The sequence below is a fragment of the Moheibacter stercoris genome (assembly GCF_040545805.1).
Taxonomy (GTDB): Bacteria; Bacteroidota; Bacteroidia; order Flavobacteriales; family Weeksellaceae; genus Moheibacter; species Moheibacter stercoris.
Genome location: NZ_JBEPMO010000004.1, coordinates 216,903 through 235,871 on the forward strand (window position 1 = coordinate 216,903; position 18,969 = coordinate 235,871).

General features: G+C 33.6%; 18 protein-coding genes. 9 read left to right on the plus strand and 9 right to left on the minus strand.

Annotated features, from left to right (window positions below; translation table 11 throughout):
- Nucleotides 1-122: 122 nt before the first annotated feature.
- The 6 genes from ABID46_RS05490 to ABID46_RS05515 all read left to right on the plus strand — a co-directional run bounded on the left by ABID46_RS05490 (nucleotide 123) and on the right by ABID46_RS05515 (nucleotide 7,159).
- Complete coding sequence (locus ABID46_RS05490; RefSeq protein WP_354507886.1) at nucleotides 123-929, plus strand: glycosyltransferase; 807 nt, start codon at nucleotides 123-125, stop codon at nucleotides 927-929.
- 82 nt (nucleotides 930-1,011) lie between these two features.
- On the plus strand, nucleotides 1,012-2,307 hold the full coding sequence (locus ABID46_RS05495; RefSeq protein WP_354507888.1) for an MATE family efflux transporter: 1,296 nt from the start codon (nucleotides 1,012-1,014) through the stop codon (nucleotides 2,305-2,307).
- A gap of 175 nt (nucleotides 2,308-2,482) precedes the next feature.
- Entirely contained in the window at nucleotides 2,483-3,571 is a 1,089-nt protein-coding gene (locus ABID46_RS05500) for an O-antigen ligase family protein (protein ID WP_354507890.1), read from the plus strand.
- A gap of 59 nt (nucleotides 3,572-3,630) precedes the next feature.
- A complete protein-coding gene (locus ABID46_RS05505; protein WP_354507892.1) occupies nucleotides 3,631-4,440 on the plus strand; it encodes a glycosyltransferase in 810 nt (269 codons plus the stop codon).
- A 10-nt stretch (nucleotides 4,441-4,450) separates the two neighbouring features.
- Nucleotides 4,451-5,533: a glycosyltransferase gene (locus ABID46_RS05510; RefSeq protein WP_354507894.1), complete on the plus strand. Its 1,083-nt coding sequence runs from the start codon at nucleotides 4,451-4,453 to the stop codon at nucleotides 5,531-5,533.
- Between the two features lie 258 nt (nucleotides 5,534-5,791).
- Nucleotides 5,792-7,159, plus strand: a complete 1,368-nt coding sequence (locus tag ABID46_RS05515; protein ID WP_354507926.1) for an exopolysaccharide biosynthesis polyprenyl glycosylphosphotransferase — start codon at nucleotides 5,792-5,794, stop codon at nucleotides 7,157-7,159.
- Between the two features lie 86 nt (nucleotides 7,160-7,245).
- On the opposite strand, the gene ABID46_RS05520 is transcribed toward ABID46_RS05515, so the two are convergent.
- Complete coding sequence (locus tag ABID46_RS05520) at nucleotides 7,246-7,437, minus strand: hypothetical protein (RefSeq protein ID WP_354507896.1); 192 nt, start codon at nucleotides 7,435-7,437, stop codon at nucleotides 7,246-7,248.
- A 34-nt stretch (nucleotides 7,438-7,471) separates the two neighbouring features.
- Here ABID46_RS05520 and ABID46_RS05525 point away from each other — a divergent pair, with 34 nt between their 5' ends.
- Entirely contained in the window at nucleotides 7,472-8,407 is a 936-nt protein-coding gene (locus ABID46_RS05525) for a DUF6427 family protein (protein WP_354507898.1), read from the plus strand.
- On the opposite strand, the gene ABID46_RS05530 is transcribed toward ABID46_RS05525, so the two are convergent.
- Together ABID46_RS05530 and ABID46_RS05535 are read right to left on the minus strand one after the other, a co-directional pair.
- Nucleotides 8,384-9,175, minus strand: coding sequence for a UDP-2,3-diacylglucosamine diphosphatase (locus ABID46_RS05530; protein ID WP_354507900.1), 792 nt, complete (start codon nucleotides 9,173-9,175; stop codon nucleotides 8,384-8,386). The two genes, ABID46_RS05525 and ABID46_RS05530, sit on opposite strands and share 24 nt — an antisense overlap.
- A complete protein-coding gene (locus tag ABID46_RS05535; RefSeq protein WP_354507902.1) occupies nucleotides 9,151-9,603 on the minus strand; it encodes a 6-pyruvoyl trahydropterin synthase family protein in 453 nt (150 codons plus the stop codon). The genes ABID46_RS05530 and ABID46_RS05535 overlap by 25 nt, the downstream gene beginning before the upstream one ends.
- A gap of 32 nt (nucleotides 9,604-9,635) precedes the next feature.
- On the opposite strand from ABID46_RS05535, the gene ABID46_RS05540 reads away from it, so the two are divergent.
- Complete coding sequence (locus tag ABID46_RS05540) at nucleotides 9,636-10,313, plus strand: ComF family protein (RefSeq protein ID WP_354507904.1); 678 nt, start codon at nucleotides 9,636-9,638, stop codon at nucleotides 10,311-10,313.
- A gap of 166 nt (nucleotides 10,314-10,479) precedes the next feature.
- On the opposite strand, the gene ABID46_RS05545 is transcribed toward ABID46_RS05540, so the two are convergent.
- The 5 genes from ABID46_RS05545 to ABID46_RS05565 all read right to left on the minus strand — a co-directional run bounded on the left by ABID46_RS05545 (nucleotide 10,480) and on the right by ABID46_RS05565 (nucleotide 13,631).
- Nucleotides 10,480-11,250, minus strand: coding sequence for a hypothetical protein (locus tag ABID46_RS05545; protein WP_354507905.1), 771 nt, complete (start codon nucleotides 11,248-11,250; stop codon nucleotides 10,480-10,482).
- 184 nt (nucleotides 11,251-11,434) lie between these two features.
- Nucleotides 11,435-11,740: a type II toxin-antitoxin system RelE/ParE family toxin gene (locus tag ABID46_RS05550; RefSeq protein WP_354507907.1), complete on the minus strand. Its 306-nt coding sequence runs from the start codon at nucleotides 11,738-11,740 to the stop codon at nucleotides 11,435-11,437.
- The gene (locus ABID46_RS05555; protein ID WP_354507909.1) at nucleotides 11,740-11,970 is read right to left on the minus strand and encodes an addiction module protein; all 231 of its coding nucleotides are present in this window, start codon (nucleotides 11,968-11,970) and stop codon (nucleotides 11,740-11,742) included. The genes ABID46_RS05550 and ABID46_RS05555 overlap by 1 nt, the downstream gene beginning before the upstream one ends.
- A gap of 492 nt (nucleotides 11,971-12,462) precedes the next feature.
- Entirely contained in the window at nucleotides 12,463-13,005 is a 543-nt protein-coding gene (locus ABID46_RS05560; protein ID WP_354507911.1) for an STM3941 family protein, read from the minus strand.
- A 209-nt stretch (nucleotides 13,006-13,214) separates the two neighbouring features.
- Nucleotides 13,215-13,631, minus strand: a complete 417-nt coding sequence (locus ABID46_RS05565) for a transposase (RefSeq protein ID WP_435529322.1) — start codon at nucleotides 13,629-13,631, stop codon at nucleotides 13,215-13,217.
- 677 nt (nucleotides 13,632-14,308) lie between these two features.
- On the opposite strand from ABID46_RS05565, the gene ABID46_RS05570 reads away from it, so the two are divergent.
- Nucleotides 14,309-18,676 carry a DUF8693 domain-containing protein gene (locus ABID46_RS05570; protein ID WP_354507915.1) on the plus strand — a complete coding sequence of 1,456 codons (4,368 nt, stop codon included), beginning with the start codon at nucleotides 14,309-14,311 and terminating at the stop codon, nucleotides 18,674-18,676.
- A gap of 104 nt (nucleotides 18,677-18,780) precedes the next feature.
- Here the strand turns inward: ABID46_RS05570 and ABID46_RS05575 are convergent.
- The coding region (locus tag ABID46_RS05575; RefSeq protein ID WP_354507916.1) for an integrase core domain-containing protein at nucleotides 18,781-18,969 on the minus strand (189 nt) is incomplete at its 5' end.

Genomic DNA, 18,969 nt, shown 5'->3' on the forward strand with positions numbered 1-18,969 from the left:
TAAATATTGTGAAAATATAATTTCAAAAGATTATTTTTATTACGAAATCAACCAACATCATGAACTAATGGTTTTTCAAATGAATATCTAAAAATTATGAGCTCACTTTTCGTACAATCTCTATGATTACCGCTAAACTTCTAATCATCATTTGTCATTTTAATAATCTTGAAGGATTAGAGAAAACGATTTTATCCATAAAGGAAAATTTTAAAATTGACATATTAGTTGTCGATGATGGGAGTAAAACCAAACCTGCCGAGCAAAATCTTAAAAATTTGTATAAAAATGGAGAGGTTTTTTTGAAGCTATTACCAGAAAATCAAGGGGTAGGTAAGGCATCAAATGTGGGCCTAAATTTTGCCATCCAGCATCAATATGATTTAACTGGAAGATTGGACTGTGGAGATATCGTTCATCCTAATAAATATGAAAAACAACTAGAGTTTTTAGAAAATAACCCAGAAATAAAACTTTTAGGGACTTGGATTAACATGGTTGATATGGAAGGAAAAGTACTAATGAAACTCAAACATCCGACAGACTATGAGGCTATAAAAAAGAAATTAAATTTTAATAGTGCTTTTACTAATTCCAGTGTGATTTTCTATGTTTCGGCATTAGAAAAAACAGGGTTATTTCCAGAAAAATACAATAGAAACGGTGAGGATTATGCGTTTTTTTACAATTTTTCAAAAATTTACCCAACAACCAACCTTCCTGAATTTTTGGTAGATTATGTGGTAGACCCAAACTCAATTTCAAGTTTACACCGAAAAGATCAAGTCAAAAATCGATTGATGATAAATTTGGATAATTTCGAATTTGGAATCTATCCGATATTAGCCCTAGTCCAAAATTCCATTATTTATTTCATCCCAAGAAACCTAATGATTAAACTTAAAAAAGCAATAAAATACAACCAATAAAGGCCCCTTAATAACTTTTTACACAACAAATAAGTTACATTTGCTCCAATTATAGCATTTACGCTAAATCAAAAGAAATAGTATGTTGAAGTCGTTACTCGAAAAATTTAAAAATCGAGAAAATGCAAAAGATAGTATGATAGCCCTTACCCTCAAAATGTCAGGGGTTGGGTTATTGTTCTTACTCACATTGTTTTTAACCAATAATTTTTCTCCAGATTTGGTAGGACAATATAGTTTTAGTCGTTCCATATTATTGATTTTAGGAGGTATCAGTATAATTGGCGCAGAACAATCTATTATTTATTATTCGGGCTATTTACGTTCGAAAAATGCTATCAACAATATAAAATCAGTTTACTTCAAAACCGTTAAACTGATTTTGTTTTCATCCTTGTTGCTTATACTCATAATGAATTTAATAAATGCTGAATTTATCAATTCATTCTTCGAAGTAGAAAACCCTTTTGGACTAGTTAAAAAAGTTACATTTTATTTATTTTTCCATTCCATCATGATGCTCAACATTGAAATGTTTCGAGCATTGAATAAAATGGTTATTTCAGAAATCTTTAGAAATATCACCCGATATGGACTATTTTTCATAGGAGCTTACATTCTACTCATAAATGATTTAGATTTCTATTTAGTGGATGTATACTTAGGATGTTTTGTAGTGCTTTGCCTAATCACTTGTATTTTATTGGCGTTGGAATTTAAAAAATTAGGCGAAATTAATCCTGACGTAAAAATATCTACGAAGGAAATATTTTACACTTCCTATCCGATGGCACTCAATGCGATGACATTTTTCCTCATGCAAAGTACAGATGTTATTTTGTTGGGTAAATTTGAGCAATTTGACACCGTCGCCTATTATGACACGGCTGTTCGTGTTGCATCTCTTACTATGATCGGTGTAATGTCTGTAAATGTTGTAATAGCACCAAAAATTGCTGAACTCTATAATCAACAAAAATTGGATGAATTGCAGAAACTCGTCAAATCCTCCATCAGATTGATGTTGTTATTTAGTACTCCTGCGATTCTATTTTTATTTGTTTTTGCAGAATTTGTTTTAGGTCTTTTTGGAGAACAATATAAATCAGCCAAAATGGCTTTATTCATCCTTATAACGGCACAATACATCACAACCGTAATGGGAATGGCAGGAAATTATATGAATATGACTGGGAAACAAAGGATTTTACATAAAATTCTAATTTTTGCCTTTTTACTTAACGTCGCGTTAAACTACCTCTTAATTCCCAAAATGGGGATGAATGGATCTGCTCTTGCAACGGGTATTACAATCGTTATATGGCATAGTATAACAATTGCGATTATTTACAAAAAAGATAAAATATTTGTTTTCTAATATCGTTCAATCAAAAGTAAATAACTCTAAAGTGAAGAATATTCAAAAAATCTATCCTCTATTATTTTCTGCGTTATGTTTACTTATACCTTTCACTGAACATTTTAAGGCCGGCCCCAACATTATTACGGGTCTACTTTTGATTTTGTTTCCTTTTGTATTCAAAAAAAAATCATTGTCAAAATTAAACACAATCCCATTTTTCGCTTATTTGGCTATTTGTTTGTGGACATTAATGGGCATTTTGTGGAATCAACATTGGAAGGACTTAGGCTTTCTCAACAAATTAATCTCTGTTCCTATCTTTATAATTTTAGCTTTAGGAATTCATAAAAATGATTTTCCTAAACTGATTTATTCATTTCTATTAGGTTCTTTTGGTTTACTACTTATATCAGTTGGCAAACTCACGAATCATTATCTGCATTTTCAAACGCTAAAGTTAGATGTAGGAAAAGAAGTGAATGAATTATTGATGGGAGAAAGACCGTTTTTGGGCTTTATTTACATCGTGTCGATTTGTTTATGTTTTTATTTGATTACCAAAAGTCAAAATCGAGCCAAACGTATACTCTTAGGTGTAGTTTGCTTAATTTTTGCAAGTTTTATTCTATTTATCTCCGCAAGACTTTCTATTTTAACTTTGGTGATTATTTTAGGTATATCTATATTTTATGCCAAAAATAAACTGAAACTTTTTGGAGCTGTAAGTATAGGAATAGCTGGAATTTTGGTTTTTGCACTGACAAATCCCACCTTCAAAAGTCGTTTAACGGCTGGATTCGCCCAAGAAGATATCAAAGTACAGAAAGTAATTGCAATGGAACCACGATCACATATCTGGTTATCTGCTTATCAAATTTTGCAAGCGGAACCATTGCCCATTTTAGGGTATGGTTATAGAACTACAATTGATAAATTAGTAGAAAATTATACAACAAAAGATGGATTTTTAGACGAAGACCATCGACAATATTTTATACAAAGTAGATTTAATACACATAATCAATATCTAAACTTTTTACTTAGTACAGGTTTTATTGGTTTAATTCTTTTCTTATTGTTCATGACAACTTTGTTATATAAAAACTCCTCAACATATCCACAGATTGCCATTGTATTAGCGCTAGCTTTGTTCTTCTTTTTTGAAAATGTTTTAAGTAGACAGCTTGGTGCGATGCTTGTTGGATTTGTTTGGATAATAAGTTTATTCTTATCTTGCGACACCAGTATTGGTAATCGTAAACAAGATACCCAAAAATAATTACCTTTTCTATCTATTTATATATTTTTTAGTGGAATCAAGGTAGCAAAATCAATAAAATGATTGGCAAGAATTTAATTGTACTTATCGCCCATTATAACAATCTAGAAGGATTAGAAAAAACTCTTTTATCTATAGATGAACCTTTTGATGTTGACATTATGATTGTCGATGATGGAAGCGAGACAAAACCTACTTTAAATCACTTAAAATCAATCTATACCAAAGGAGAGGTTTTTTTAGAATTATTGCCAAAAAATCAAGGAGTTGGAATTGCTGCAAATCATGGACTATCATTAATTCAAAAAATGGATTATGAGCTAATTGCACGTTTAGATTGTGGAGATTTAAATAAACCCAATAAATATCAAAAACAATTAGACTACCTGAATAGAAATCCTGATGTGATGGTTTTGGGAACATGGGCAGATATCGTGAATGAAAATGGTGATTTTATGTTTGTATTGGAATTCCCAACGGAATATGAAAAAATCAAGAAAAAGATGTTTGTAAATAGCATGTTCATAAACCCAACTGTTATTTTCCGAAAAAAAATTCTCGATACAATTGGCTTGTATAAATATGAATACAGACATGCTGCACAAGATTATGCATTCTATTTTGATGCGGTTAAAAAATTTAAATGCGAAAATTTGCCAGAATCTTTGTTAGTGTATGTTATAGAAGAAAAATCTATTTCAACTCAAAAAAGAAAACTCCAAGTTAAAAACAGAATCAAAATAATTCTCAACCATTTTGAATTTGGCTTTTACCCTATTTATAGCTTATTGAGAAACTCCTTTTTATATTTTATTTCTCGAGATTTATCAAACAAACTCAAGAAACTCACTAATTTTAACAATGGTTAATTTTCTTGAAATGAAAGGTAAAAGAGTTTTGGTTGCAGATTGGCTCGATTTATATGGAGGTGCAGAAAAAGTCATAACTATTTTAGATGAAATTATAAATTTTGATGAAGTCTACACTTTGACAGATATTCGAAAACCAGAAGATAAACATTTATTTTTCAAAGGAAATCCCAAAATTCATTCAACAAAACTTCAAGTTTTTGGAAAATACTTCCGTTACCTTTTACCCTTATTCCCCTATTTTGTAAAACAAATCAAAATAGATCCCAATTCGAAATTTATTTTTAGCTCATCGCATAACATTGCTAAAGGGATTTCAAAAACATCAGCAGATCAAATTCACTACTCTTATATTCAATCTCGAAATTTGAAATACATATGGGATGATGAACAAATTGATTTGTATTTTGGGAAATTTAAGTTCCTGATTTTACCCTTCGTAAAATATTTACAAAAATACGATGTTCAATCAGCTCAAAAACCAGATCTGTTAATCGCCAATTCTTTGTTTCAAAAGCAATGGCTATGGGACCACTATCATCGTGACTCAGTCGTTATTTATCCGCCAGTAGATCTATCAACATACCAACTATACACCCAAAAGGAAGATTACTATGTTGCGGTTGGACGATTTGCAAAAATGAAACGTTTCGACATTTTGATTGATGCCTTTAATCAAATGCCCGATAAAAAGCTGATTTTGATTGGAGATGGTGAACTTAATGATCAATTCAGAAAAACCGCTAAATCCAATATACAATTTACAGGTTTCTTGAACAGCGACAAGGTATATGAGTATGTGAAAAAAGCCAAAGCGGCAATTTACATTGGTATAGAAGATTTTGGAATTGCAGCCGTTGAAGCTCAAGCTTGTGGAACCCCAGTAATTGCAATTGGTAATGGCGGCACGGCAGAAACTATTTTACATAAAAAAACAGGAATTTTGGTAGAGAATCAAAATGTAACTTCTCTTATCAAATCTGTCGAGGAATTTGAATCCCACCAGTTTGATTATGAATACATTTCAAAACATTCCCAAAAATTCTCTAAAAAAGAGTTCATCAATAGCATTACCAATTTACTATCTGTATAAAGTATTCGGAATCTAATTTATAGAAACTTCGCATTATTTTTAAATCCATCGTTTTCTACCAAACTCATTCAAGAGAATATTACTCACCAAGCCAAACAACCTTTTGAAAATCCTTTTCTTTTAATGTGGAAAAGATGCTAGAAGAACATACTTTACTATCTCAAATTTGATATATTTGCGCTATTATCCACCATTTAGAAGTGTAAATAAGAACAAATGACAAAAAACCAAGAATCAAAATTAAAAATTCCTATTGGGATGGTAATTTTGGACCTCACAATCCTTGTATTCTTGTTCTTTTTGTTCCTTTTTGTAAACGATCCTACTTGGGATAGAAGTCTTCAAGGTCTAATTATTTTTGGGAAAGTTCATTATAAATCCTTGTTGCTATTTATCATCTTCTGGTTATTAATTTCAAACCATTCCAAACTTTATAAAAGTTTCAGGTTAACGAGATACCTTGAATTTGCGCGAAAATCAACCTTCCAAACTTTAGGATTTGCCATTATTTTATTTGCAATTTCAGGCGGGAAGTCAGAAATGTTATATTCAAGCAAGTTATCTTTGGTGTTTTTGGCTATATTATTTATTTACCTTTTGGTCTCTAGATTCGCAGTATTACGACTTTTGAAACACAAGTGGAGAAAAGGACTTGATAATAAAAATGTTTTGTTGGTCGGGTACAACAATAATACGGATGGCCTGTTGAATTTGATGAATGAAAAAAAAGAATTTGGTTTGATGGTAACCAAAATTCTTGTATCTAAAGACCCTAAACAAAACCAGCAATTATTTGATTTGGAAACATTTCAAGATGAATTAATTCAGCAGAAAATTGACATAATCTACATTTGTTTGGGCAGTGGTTTAAGCGAGACAACTATTAACCAAATTGTTGAAATAGCAGAAAAAAATTACAAAATAATTGGTTACATTCCAGATAGTTCCATTGAAAATAAACAGAGTTTAGAAATAAACTATTTGGACTCTTTTCCAATACTTTATTACAAAAAACTTCCACTTGACCATACATTCAACCAATTTACAAAACGAGTATTTGACATCGTTTTTACCGTTTTTGTATTCGTTTTCCTTCTTTCATGGTTGATGCCTATTATTGCACTTTTAGTTTTAATCACTCAAGGAAGACCTATCTTCTTTTCTCAGAAACGAAATGGTTTGAATGGGGAGGAATTTGATTGTTTGAAGTTTCGCACCATGATTCCCCATAAACATAATTCCGTGAAGCCTACGGAACGGAACGATCCAAGAGTAACCAGACTCGGAAGAATCTTACGCAAAACAAGTTTAGACGAATTACCCCAATTTATCAATGTTTTAAAAGGAGAAATGTCGATTGTAGGACCTCGTCCTCATATGGTGTCAGAAAACGAATCTTATTCCGAAATCATTAAGAGATATTCATTGCGCCATTATGTGAAACCAGGAATTACAGGACTTGCCCAGACAAAAGGTTATAGAGGAGCAATTGATAGTGATATTGATATGGAGAAAAGAATTCGTGCCGATATCTATTATGTTCGCAATTGGTCTTTTCTATTGGATATTTTCATCATTTACAAGACGGTTAAACTGATGATCTTTGGCGATGAAAATGCTATCTAAAACGAAAATTTTGAACATAAAAAATCCCGTTTAGAATGAATTCCCAACAGGATATATTTTTTAATGGGTATTCTAAATGTTTAGATTTACCAACCTTCGTAATCTTTTTCGTTATCGTTACCAAATTGAACCAATTTGTATAACCACCATCCCATCATCACCATTCCGATGATAAACAAAAGCCAGTCCATTCCAACTCCAATTGGCTCCAAAGTGTTTTCAAAAATCCACTTGAAGAAATTTGCGATTCCGAAGAATATATCTGTAATTAATCCCATATCTTTGTTTCCTTAAAAGGACAAAGTTATAAAAATGTTGGTAAATTTACTTTCAAGAAAATCTTTTTTTGCAGAAATTATTTTAGGCGTCCTTTTTTTCATCCTTTTCTTGTGGAAAAACACACCTTTTTCAACAGATTGGATTGATAATTTGGGAATTATTTCCTTTGCTGCAACCATCCTCCTTTCTTCGGTCCTTATTTTCAATCAAAATTTAATCAAATATCCAGGTTTTGGCATTTGGTTTTTGATGATTTGGATGTTTCCATTTGCTGACATAGCATTTGAACCAAGAATTTCTACTTCTCTATTTTTCGTTACGCTTATCTTTTGGCGATTGCTCGCTACCGAACAGAGTATGGAGAACAAGAAATTCTTCTTTGATATTGGAATTCTATTGAGCATTTCCGGATTTTTCTATCCGCCAAGTTTACTCTTAGCTGGATTCTTAATCTTTATATTTTTCTACGTTCAATCCTTTAACATCAAATCCTTTTTGTTGTTTTTCATCGGATTTACTTTACCCTTGGTCGTAGGAATTCAGTTATTATTTTTAACAGATCAATTGGCTTGGTTGGAAACTTATTATTCGGCTTTTTGTATCGATTTTTGGAACTATTCCTTATGGAGCTTGATTCCGATAGGCTTGTTCATTTTGGTTTGCTGGTTTGATCATTTGTCCAATTCCAACACACAAGACATCAACAAACGTCATAAATACTTTTTAACCTTTTTGTATTTTATCAATTTGTTGATCATTTTGATTGTATTTGGAGGAGAATTCTATTCGTTGTTGGCCTTTTTGGGACTTCCGATTGCGATATTCTTTACAAGATTTGTCCAATACCAATCCTCTAAAATTCTTCAAGAAATCATCCTTTGGGCATTTTTAGTCTGTATGATGGGATTTTATTTCCGAGTGGAAATCATGGAATTCTACCAGGATTTATTGGGCAATGTTTCGTTCTAAACTTAAGTTAGAACCGTCAAAAACCGCATAGGTAAAGTAATTTACCCAATCTCCTAAGTTCATATAGATTGAATTTTCACCAACGTTGATTTCCATTGGCATATGTCTATGTCCAAAAACGAAATAATCATAATGCTCTGTTTCCAATTTACGTTTGGCGTATTGAACCAACCATTCTTTGTCTTCGCCCAAGAATTTCACGTCTTCGTCTCCCGAAATCAATTTGTTTTTACGTGACATATTGATGCCCAATTTTACTGCAAAATCTGGATGTAAAAAGGTACTGAACATGAATTGTGCAAGCGGATTGGTAAACAACTTTTTCATGCGCTTGTAGCCTTTGTCATTGGGTCCTAATCCATCGCCATGTGCAATAAAAAATTTCTTCTGATTAATATGAAATACTTGACGATCTCTGAAAACGGTTATTCCGATTTCTTTGGACAAATAATCGCGCATCCATAAATCGTGGTTACCCGTGAAGAAATAAATTTGGATACCAGAATCTGATAATTCGGCTAATTTCCCCAAAACACGAACGAATCCACGAGGAACAACTTGTTTGTATTCGTACCAAAAGTCAAACAGATCTCCCAAAAGAAATAAAACTTGACAATCGGATTTGATTTCATCTAACCAACGAACAAATCGTTTTTCGCGAACCAAACTTTCTTCATCGTTTGGCGCACCCAAATGTTGGTCTGAAGCAAAATAGATTTTTTTGCCTGGTGGGAGTTGAAGTTCTATTTGTTGTCCTCGGCTATCCATTCAGCATATGATGTTTCGGTTTCGTGAAGTCTCAACGAATGCAATTCTACAGAGGCATCTAAATGCGGACGAATTAAGTCCACCATATCCAACAACATATTCTCACAAGATGGCTGATAGGAAGTGAAAATCACTTTGTGCCCTTCCGCAATCAATTGGTCTCCCAAGGTTTTGTGTGGTGAATTTTCATTCAACAAAATCGCATGGTCAAATTGATCGACCACTTGAGCTTTTACCACTTTTTTGATGTCCCCAAAGTCAATGACCATCCCAAATTTTGGATTGGAATTGTCTTGAATAGGAGTTCCTTTTACGGTGACAAAAAGCTTGTAGGAATGTCCGTGAATGTTTTTACACTTTCCGTCATAACCATACAAAGCATGGGCTGTTTCGAAGTTAAATGATTTTGTTACGCGAATTTTATTCATTACCTTAATGGTCTAAACCAACTGCAAAGTTAATGGAAATCCAATCAATCGGACAGGCTATCTTCGATTTATTTTTTCCAAGGCGTTGTCTGAACTGTGATGCCATCATTTCCTTTGACAATCCTTTGTGTATACCATGCGCCGCCAATTTACCTTATACGCATTGGCATTTGGACAAAGAAAATCCGGCTTATACCAAATTGAAAAAACTCTGCAATCTCAGTTCAGCTCATAGTTTCTTGTATTTCCAGCACAACAATGTGACGCAAAAATTACTGCATCATTTGAAATATCTGAATCATCCTGAAATTGGGATATTACTAGCCGATAAAGCAAAATCGGAATTGGATTTATCGAAATTCGATGGAATTATTCCGGTACCGATTCACCCGAAAAAGGAAAAGAAAAGAGGCTATAATCAAGTGGTTCCGTATGCCAAAACATTGGCGGAACATTTTGAAATTCCTTTACGAGAAGATATATTGATACGAAAGGAAAACAATCCTTCGCAAATTTTGAAAAATCGAAGCAAACGACTGACCACACTTCAAACAGCTTTCGGACTGACGAATCAACCCATTGAAGGTCATTTTTTGTTGATGGATGATGTTCTGACTACGGGTGCAACCATTTCTACTTGTGTAAATTTGATTCATACTGAATATCCGGAAGCGAAAATTTCTGTGATGACCATAGCGTTTGCGCAGTAATCGATAATTGATTTATTTTTCTTTAACCAAATGACTGTGGGGAATCGAGAATGATTTTTATTCTTTTTAATCAAAAATAACCACTCCATAAACAGAGTGGATTTTTATACTTTTTTCACGGATTGAAAATCCGCGATATCGGGTTATAGCTGAAAATTACAAATTATTAAACTTCAGCTCTTCCATCTTCTTCGTAGCTCACCATTAATTTATTAATCTCAGTGAGCTCAGTTTTTAACTCTTCATTTTCATAAATTAATTCAGCTCTAGATTGCAATAATCTAAATTCATTTGGATTTTTTATTTCTCCTCTCTTGATGATTTGTCTAACTTTTTTAGATAATGAAGTTGAATAAAAATTCAAATCTTTTTCAAATTTACTAAGTAACAATTTGTTAAGTTCAACTTGTAATTGTAATGATAAATCCAATGCCATTTCATTAATATCATTGAAAACCATTCTTAATCCCTTTATATAAATTGAAGGACTTGTTTCCATTAAATATTTACGTTTTACTTCTTCAGAAAAAATTTGTTCATTATCAAGCAAAAATGAAACCTCTAAATTATGTATAGATTTTAAAAAATTAATAATTGTAAGAGACCAATCTTTGATAAATTCAACTTCTGAATTTTGTTTTTCAGTTAAGAATTGATTGCTTTTTTTAATTGGAGAGATATCTTTAAAAGAAAGGTTAAATTTTTCTCTTAAAGCATCATCTAATTTAATTCTCAATTCAATTGAACTTGTTGATAAAATAGAACGAAGTTCCATTAGCATGGAATTCATCTCTTTTTTATTTTTAATTGAATAATAATTTTCCAAACGTAAGAGCATAGTTTCAAAATAGGCAGAATTTTGCTTATTTTGATATAAAAATTTTATAATAAAAGTTAACCAATCATTAATAAAATCTAAATTATTATTCTTTTGCATTTTCCTTAATTATAACTACTATACAGTGAATCCTTCCCGCTACCGCACTCCCAAAGCTTAGGGAGCATCTTGTGGTCAATTTAGTAAATCCTTTATTAAACTCTAAATATATCCAAAATTTAAATCAATTGAAATTGAACGATATATGGGCATTTAAAACCTTAACAAGACTCCTTTAAAGAACCTATTTGATTCGTTTTTGAATAATTTTTGGATTTCTTTTGACGTGAAGAATCCCTACTAGAACTATTCTCGCTCTTTCTTCATCAATAAAATAAAAAATGGCATAGGGAAAAGGTTTTACTAAAGCTTGACGAATAGATTGGTATTTGAGTTGGAAATGATTGGGGTTTTTACTGATATAATCAATTTCTTGATAAATTTCTTTTTTAAATTCTTCGCCTATATTTTCACTTTGCTCTTGGTACCAGATTTTTTCATTTCGCAAATCTTTGAGAGCAATCGGTAAAATTTTGACCGTGTAAACCATTACCAGCTATCTTTCATTTCTTTCCAGTCCGTAACGTTTTCTGGATTATTTTGGTAGCTTTCCATACGCGCATCCAATTCTTTTTTCTGAAGTTCTGTTAAATCATGTTCAACCGTATTTTCATCTGACTGATAGGTCTCTGCCAATGCTTGTATCAATCGCAGTAATTTATCGTCAGCATTTTGAATGTAATTTAGAACGCGCTTTCTTAAATCGACTGTTGTATCCATTTCTTTTGGATTTTTATCAAAGTTACAAAATTGTCCTATAAGCTATATGGGAATTATTTTGGTTTATAGAATGTTTAGCCAATTGGTAGTGATGACTTATTTCGACAATTTTGGCATCAAATGACGTAGATTTTATAAGGAATACTGGCTTCTAGACTTAAATAGCATAATTAGATGTAAATTATTGAAAGAATTTGTACCTAACATTTTCACCTTTGAAAAATGATTTTATAAATAGTAGCAATATAATATTGATAGCTATTGGACTGAGCCTTGTCAAGGATCAAAACCTTGACAAGGCCTTTTAACCAGTTTTCATTTAAATGGACTAAACAATACTTTGAAGTTCCGTCTTGATAAAGGGTTTCTTTTTCTTTTTAAACAAAAAAATAACCAGTCCTATAATTGAAGTGGTTTGTTTTCTTTTATAAATTACCACACGATACATCCCGATGATTCGGGAGTCCGGCAGCGTGGAAGAGTGAATTCAAATTACAATTTGGCATGTTTTTTTAGTATTTCAAATAATTCATCATCTGAAGTTGATAGGTGTGTTGTTTCTATATAGAAAGGTGCTCCGTAAACTTTATTATAAATAATAACATTTAACTTAATAATTGGATTTTTGATCTTACTATAGTATTTCTTTTTATTTTTTTTATTCATATAAATTGAAATCCTACTAAAGTATTTTTTTTTATTTATTCCTATGTCTATAACATCACTCCAAAGAATCAAGCCAGCATTGGTGAAGTTTGTATTGTTAATAAAACCTTCTTCATTAATTATCAGGACGTAGTTCTGGAAGAATAAATTTATTGTGCCTATAATTAAAAAACAATGCCCTGTGATACTTAAAATCCCAAGGATTTGTAAAGATGTTTGCGTTCCAAATAAGCCTAAACTTCTTGCGTAATAGGTTGTAGCTATGTAATCTGATTTTATTAAAATAAATAAACCACAAGCTATCAGTATGCTATAGATAAAAATGTTATGAAAAAGTTTTTTTTTACTTGGCCTATAAATTATTTCCATGACTATCTTTTGTGTAAAATTGGGTGTTCTGTTCTAGCCTGATTTTGAAAATCCTTTACAGCTAACTTAAAATATTTATCATTTAATTCTTAATTTTCACCCCGCTACCGCACGAAGTCGAAGATTCGACGAAGTCAATTCATCCTGTGGTACATTAATAAAATCTTTCAATAATTTCTAAATATAACTAAATTTCCAATCATACCTTTTTATCCAGCATAATCAACTGCACTACTATAGCGATACTCTTCTGGGTGATAAACTATTCCAGCTTCAACAGGATTTTGATGAATATAATTTATTTTTTCCAGTATAACTTTTGTACTCCAAAGCTCAATAGGCTTATTGTCATGACGCCAAAACTGATAGTTGCGAACATTTGAACTATTATCACCTGCTTTTTCAAACTGTTCAAGTAAAAATTCTCGTCTACTTTCCTTTGGGGTATCTTGAATTGCTTTTACAATCTTTTTGCTAGTAAATCTTTTAAAATCACCCAATATAGTTTCTGGTTTCTTACCCCTTATACTTCTAAAAATTAAATGAACATGATTGGTCATTATGCACCAAGCAACGATTTCCATGCCTTTCTCCTTTGGGCAAAAATCAAGACTGTCTATCAGGATGTCTTTCTATTCGTTTCGTGTGAAAACATCTAACCAGCCTACAACAGCAAAACTTACAAAATACAATCCATCGGGATTATGAAATTTATAATTTCTACTAATTGGATTTAAGTTTTACTGTAAGGTACAAATAATTAAACTTTTTTATTGCTAATGCCACACGATACACTTCGTTAATCGGCAGCGGGGGTATCAGATGATATTTCCTCAATACTTCCAAAATTGACTACGTCGAACCACTCCGTTAGGTTTCTTTCGTAATTTGCAATTAAGTTGTTCATTGTAAATGTTTTATGGCTAAAACAATTTACTGATTTTCAATCAGATGAACAACTTTTTTATCCTAATTCATAATGCACAACGGGTTCTCTTTAATGCGGAATATTCAGAAATAGGATCAATTCCACTTCCTTCTCGTTGGCTGACTACTGGATTTAAATTTAATTTTATGTAAAATTAAATTTGATACAATTCCTATTGGCAAATAATCATTTAGCTAACAAACTAGTATGACCAAAAAATTATAGCTTGACAAAACTTTCTTAAAATTTTCTTAAATTATTCGATTATTTTTTTTAATATTTGTAATAGAGGTATTTAACCGTTTCATTTCTTACCTCTACTCTCTCTCCTAAAAACAACGAAACAATTATTTGGGGCATAACACATTAGGAAACATGGGGAAATTTTATTTTTGGGTATGCATAGGTTTTATCTCTTGCCTAAGCATTTCTATTACTGCACAAACAACCGAACAAATCAACTGGATACGTTCGAAAACCAATCTCGTTGGTTTATTGGAATTACAAAATGAATTCATTCGCCTACAAAATGCAGATAGGCGCACGGTTTTACATTTTGCACGAAGGAACAACATTCCTTTAACCTACGAACAGAACGGAGCTTTTGCTGAATTGCAAAAAATCTTACCAGATGGTACACCACTTTATTATATCACCTACAATGTAGATTCGGCCAAATCAACCCGCACCAATTATCTTCACATCAATGGAGGATTAGGTATGGACTTGATGGGACAAAACATGACAGCTTATGTTTGGGATGGAGGATTGGCTCTTGCTTCGCATCAGGAATACGATGGTCCAGGAGGAAACAATCGATTTTCAAAAGGAGATAATTCCACGGCTCTTCACTATCATGCTGCGCATGTTACAGGTACAATCATTTCTTCGGGAGTAGTACCCAATGCCAAAGGGATGGCACCTTATGCAAAAGCCATTGGCTTTGATTGGAATTCCGATATTTCAGAAGCCACACAAAATGCAAATTCCAATGGGATGTTGGTTTCCAATCATTCGTACGGCTATGCATCGTTTACACAAAACGGAGGTTATGCTTTGCCAAGTTATTTTCCAGGTGCTTATATAGCTGATTCACGTTCTTGGGATCAGATCATGTACAATGCGCCTTATTATTTGATGGTGGTAGCTGCAGGAAATGACGGATATGATCCCATCACCACTAGTCCCTTGGGTGGTTTAACGGGTTATGATAAATTAACCGGTCATGCAACATCCAAAAACAATCTCGTAGTCGCCAATGCGCAAGATGCTGTCATCAATTCTGCTGGCGAATTGGTGAGTGTAACCATCAATGGATCGAGTAGCCAAGGACCAACCGATGATCTGCGTATCAAACCCGATATTACCGGAAACGGAACCTCTGTTTACTCCACCTTTGAAACAAGTCCTACTGCCTATAACTCCATTACAGGAACCTCTATGGCTTCGCCCAATGTTTCGGGATCTTTGTTGTTGTTGCAAGAACATTATCAGAAATTAAACAATGGCGAATTTATGCGTGCTGCAACTCTAAAAGGATTGGCCTTGCATACCGCAGATGATGCTGGACCAGCTGGTCCAGATGCTGTGTATGGTTGGGGACTTTTGAATGCAAAAAAAGCGGCCGAAACCATCTCCCTAAAGAATTCCAATAGCTTGATTTACGAATTGAACTTAACCAATAATTCCCCTCAAACCATAAACGTGGTATCCAATGGAATTCAAGAATTAAGAGCCTCGATTTCTTGGACAGATCGACCTGGGAACACGACCACCAACTTGAATGATCCTACTCCAAGATTGGTTCATGATTTAGACATTCGTGTCAAAAAAGGCAACTCTACCTATTTCCCATGGCGATTAACAGGCGTTACCACCAATGGAAAAGGAGATAATAATGTCGATCCATTTGAAAGAGTTGATGTTCCCAATGCTTCAGGAAACTATACGATTGAAATTACTCACAAAGGAACTTTGCCTTATGGCGGACAAAACTTTAGTTTGATCATCACGGGCGTAACCCTCAACACTTGTAACGCAGCAATTACGCAAATCAACACAGGAATTGCTTGTGGAATTACTTCTGCTCCCATTAGCGTTCAAGGAAATCAACATACAACCGAAATGCATTTGTATACGACTCCATTTGGAGGAACACCCGTTGCTACTATAAATGGAAATTCAGGAACCTTTCAGACACCAGAAATTTCGGGAGATTCAAGTTTTTATATTTCAGCTGGGAATGCGAATTGTGAGTCCAACCGTTATCCGGTTCACATCATGTTTGCTCCTGCCCCAACCGAAATCACCATCAATCGCACCAATACACCTGAAATTTTAGAAGGATGCGCCTACGATGTTGTCAAATTAACCGCTGATGGGGGAATTGAAGATTCCTATGTGTACTATGAAGGATTTTCGGCTGGAACCTATAGCAATTGGGCGTACAATGGATCAAATAATAATCTTCTATTAGGTATTGCCGATGCGAATTATGCCAATGGAGCTCCACCAGAAGTTGTTCTGTATTACAATTCTGGAAACTCACAAGGTTCTTGGTCTCAATTCCCCTACAATCCTTATTCGAACGAACGAATGGCTATCAATTTGGAAGAATATGATGATGTTCGAATTAGTTTCCGTCAAATGATTGATGTAGATTTATACAGTTCATATAACCGAAATTTCTATTTGGATGTTTCGACAGATGGTGTAAACTACACGCCTGTTTGGAGTTTAACTTCCGTCAATCAAGATCGTCCGGCCGAACAAATTACCGTCGATTTAAGCCAATATGATCGTGTTCCAACTCTTTATTTTCAATTCCGATACACAGGACATTCTATGGGATTGGATTATTGGTTCTTGGATGATATTGAAATCAAAGGAAAACGTCAAAATCCAATTACTTGGGAGCCTATCGAAGGATTGTTCTTAGACGAAATGAAAACCATCCCTTACGATGGTGGCCATGCCTCTACGGTTTATGCGGCACCCGATTCGCCACAGACCTACAAAGCGATTGTTTATTCAACCCAAAATGATTGTACGAAAGAAAATACTGTAAACATTGAAAATTATTTCACCCATTTTATTGCAGAATCTGGGAATTGGGATAATTCTGAGAATTGGTCCCAAGACACAATCCCTACGCTACAAAATTGTGTGAAGGTTCCTGCGGGTTCTATACTTCAAGTCAATCTTCCCGATGCAGAGGCAAAGAATATTTTAATCGAAGCCGGTGGGAAATTGGAAATAAAAGAAGGAAATACCTTAACAGTAGCAGAAGAAATCACCAATCTCGCTTCCAAAGAAGATTTCTTGATAGAACATGATGCGAATTTGGTTCAATTGGATGATGAGATAAACAATACAGGATTTATTCAAGTGAAAAAAGAATTCAATTTCCAAAATATGGCCAATCCGAGCAATGATAGAAAACAATACAATTTTGTTATTTCGCCATTGATCGGTCAATCCATCAAAACGATTTATCCAGGACAACCCAACGTTTTGCAATTTAACGAAGATGCCAATTTCTTCACCTCTACTCCTGGTACCTATGAACCTGGAAAAGGATTTGCCGTACGTGAACCTTCCAAAGCTGCCGTTCCAGAATCAACCATCATGGCGGACTTCTTTGGAACTCCTTTCAATGGTGTTTTGGAATTCGAATTGAACTACACCTACAATTCCAATCCCGATCCTGGCTATAATTTGGTCGGAAATCCTTATCCGTCTACCCTCGACATAAGCAAAGTCTACAGCCGAAACCAAGATTTAATTGAACCCGAATTTTACTTCTGGGACAACCGAGGAAACGAAGTGTTTGTCCAACAAGGATCTGATTATCAAGGAGACCATTATGCTTATTTCAATGCCGCAGCGGGCGGTGGAACCGGTGTGGCAGCCACTGCAACAAGCGGAGACTTAAAAGTCCCTACGAAATATACCTCGGTCGGAACCGCTTTTATGGTACGCGCAAAACCAGATGCCAATCTAGCGAAATTGCACATGGACAATAGCATGAGAACGGGTTCTTTTGGCCCTACTTTTACGGGTAAAAATGAATTGGATGAGTCGGAAACTGACCGCTTTTGGTTGACCATGACTACGCCAGATAATGCAACTACCATGATGGCCGTTGCGTATTTCGAAGGTGGAAATAATGAATTCTCCCTTGATGATAGCAAATCTTTTGGTTCATCTGACGATATCTATTCCATCCTAGATCAATTCCAATTGAAAATTCAAGGAAAGAGTGAATTCCACCGAAATGATACCATCCGATTAGGATACAAAGCGTACGAAAATGGACATTACACCATCCGATTGTATGATCAAGAAGGTGTTTTCAACGAAAATCAATCCATCTTCTTATGGGACAAATTGAATAACCTTTACACGCGTTTGAATACAAATGAATACCGATTTAGAACAACAGCGGGCGAATTCAATGATCGTTTCTTTATCGTGTACAAAATGAAAAACATCAAGCTTTCTACGAAAAGCAATCTTGTGAATGTGTACAAAAATCAACAAAATATTCAATTTACTTCTTCAGAAGACCCGATTGAAAGCATCGAGATTTTTAACATCCACAACAAATTGGTGTACAAACAAGATCGAGTGAATGCCAAATCCTTTGTGATTCCAAGTCATCTGTTTGGAAAAGAAGTTTTGTTCATTCAATTAATAACCGACAAAGGCGAATTGGTTTCGAAGAAATACATGAACAAGTAAGATTTTAAACTTGAAATTCCAACGAAAAGCTTTTAATAGCGAAGGTGCTCCAAGTTCCAAGTAAATTTTTTAATGTGACTAGTCCTAAAATAGATTGACAGTTATTAACTATAATTTAAATCCGGAGAGATTTTATTTCTTCGGATTTTTTTGTGTCTTTTTTCTGGAGTTTCCATATTAAGACTTAGATGTGGTCTAATGTTATTATAAAGATAAACACTTTGTTTAACCATTTTCCTTAAATCATCTATATTTTTAGTTCTTTCTATTAAAAATTCTTGTTTCAATATTCC

Excerpts from the sequence above, each read along its gene's own strand:
- ABID46_RS05555 (WP_354507909.1), bottom strand. The coding sequence starts at position 11,970 with ATGGATACAACAGTCGATTTAAGAAAGCGCGTTCTAAATTACATTCAA.
- ABID46_RS05545 (WP_354507905.1), bottom strand. The coding sequence starts at position 11,250 with ATGCAAAAGAATAATAATTTAGATTTTATTAATGATTGGTTAACTTTT.
- ABID46_RS05530 (WP_354507900.1), bottom strand. The coding sequence starts at position 9,175 with ATGGATAGCCGAGGACAACAAATAGAACTTCAACTCCCACCAGGCAAA.
- ABID46_RS05550 (WP_354507907.1), bottom strand. The coding sequence starts at position 11,740 with ATGGTTTACACGGTCAAAATTTTACCGATTGCTCTCAAAGATTTGCGA.
- ABID46_RS05505 (WP_354507892.1), top strand. The coding sequence starts at position 3,631 with ATGATTGGCAAGAATTTAATTGTACTTATCGCCCATTATAACAATCTA.
- ABID46_RS05495 (WP_354507888.1), top strand. The coding sequence starts at position 1,012 with ATGTTGAAGTCGTTACTCGAAAAATTTAAAAATCGAGAAAATGCAAAA.
- ABID46_RS05525 (WP_354507898.1), top strand. The coding sequence starts at position 7,472 with ATGTTGGTAAATTTACTTTCAAGAAAATCTTTTTTTGCAGAAATTATT.
- ABID46_RS05540 (WP_354507904.1), top strand. The coding sequence starts at position 9,636 with ATGGAAATCCAATCAATCGGACAGGCTATCTTCGATTTATTTTTTCCA.
- ABID46_RS05535 (WP_354507902.1), bottom strand. The coding sequence starts at position 9,603 with ATGAATAAAATTCGCGTAACAAAATCATTTAACTTCGAAACAGCCCAT.
- ABID46_RS05515 (WP_354507926.1), top strand. The coding sequence starts at position 5,792 with ATGGTAATTTTGGACCTCACAATCCTTGTATTCTTGTTCTTTTTGTTC.
- ABID46_RS05520 (WP_354507896.1), bottom strand. The coding sequence starts at position 7,437 with ATGGGATTAATTACAGATATATTCTTCGGAATCGCAAATTTCTTCAAG.
- ABID46_RS05570 (WP_354507915.1), top strand. The coding sequence starts at position 14,309 with ATGGGGAAATTTTATTTTTGGGTATGCATAGGTTTTATCTCTTGCCTA.
- ABID46_RS05490 (WP_354507886.1), top strand. The coding sequence starts at position 123 with ATGATTACCGCTAAACTTCTAATCATCATTTGTCATTTTAATAATCTT.
- ABID46_RS05560 (WP_354507911.1), bottom strand. The coding sequence starts at position 13,005 with ATGGAAATAATTTATAGGCCAAGTAAAAAAAAACTTTTTCATAACATT.
- ABID46_RS05510 (WP_354507894.1), top strand. The coding sequence starts at position 4,451 with ATGAAAGGTAAAAGAGTTTTGGTTGCAGATTGGCTCGATTTATATGGA.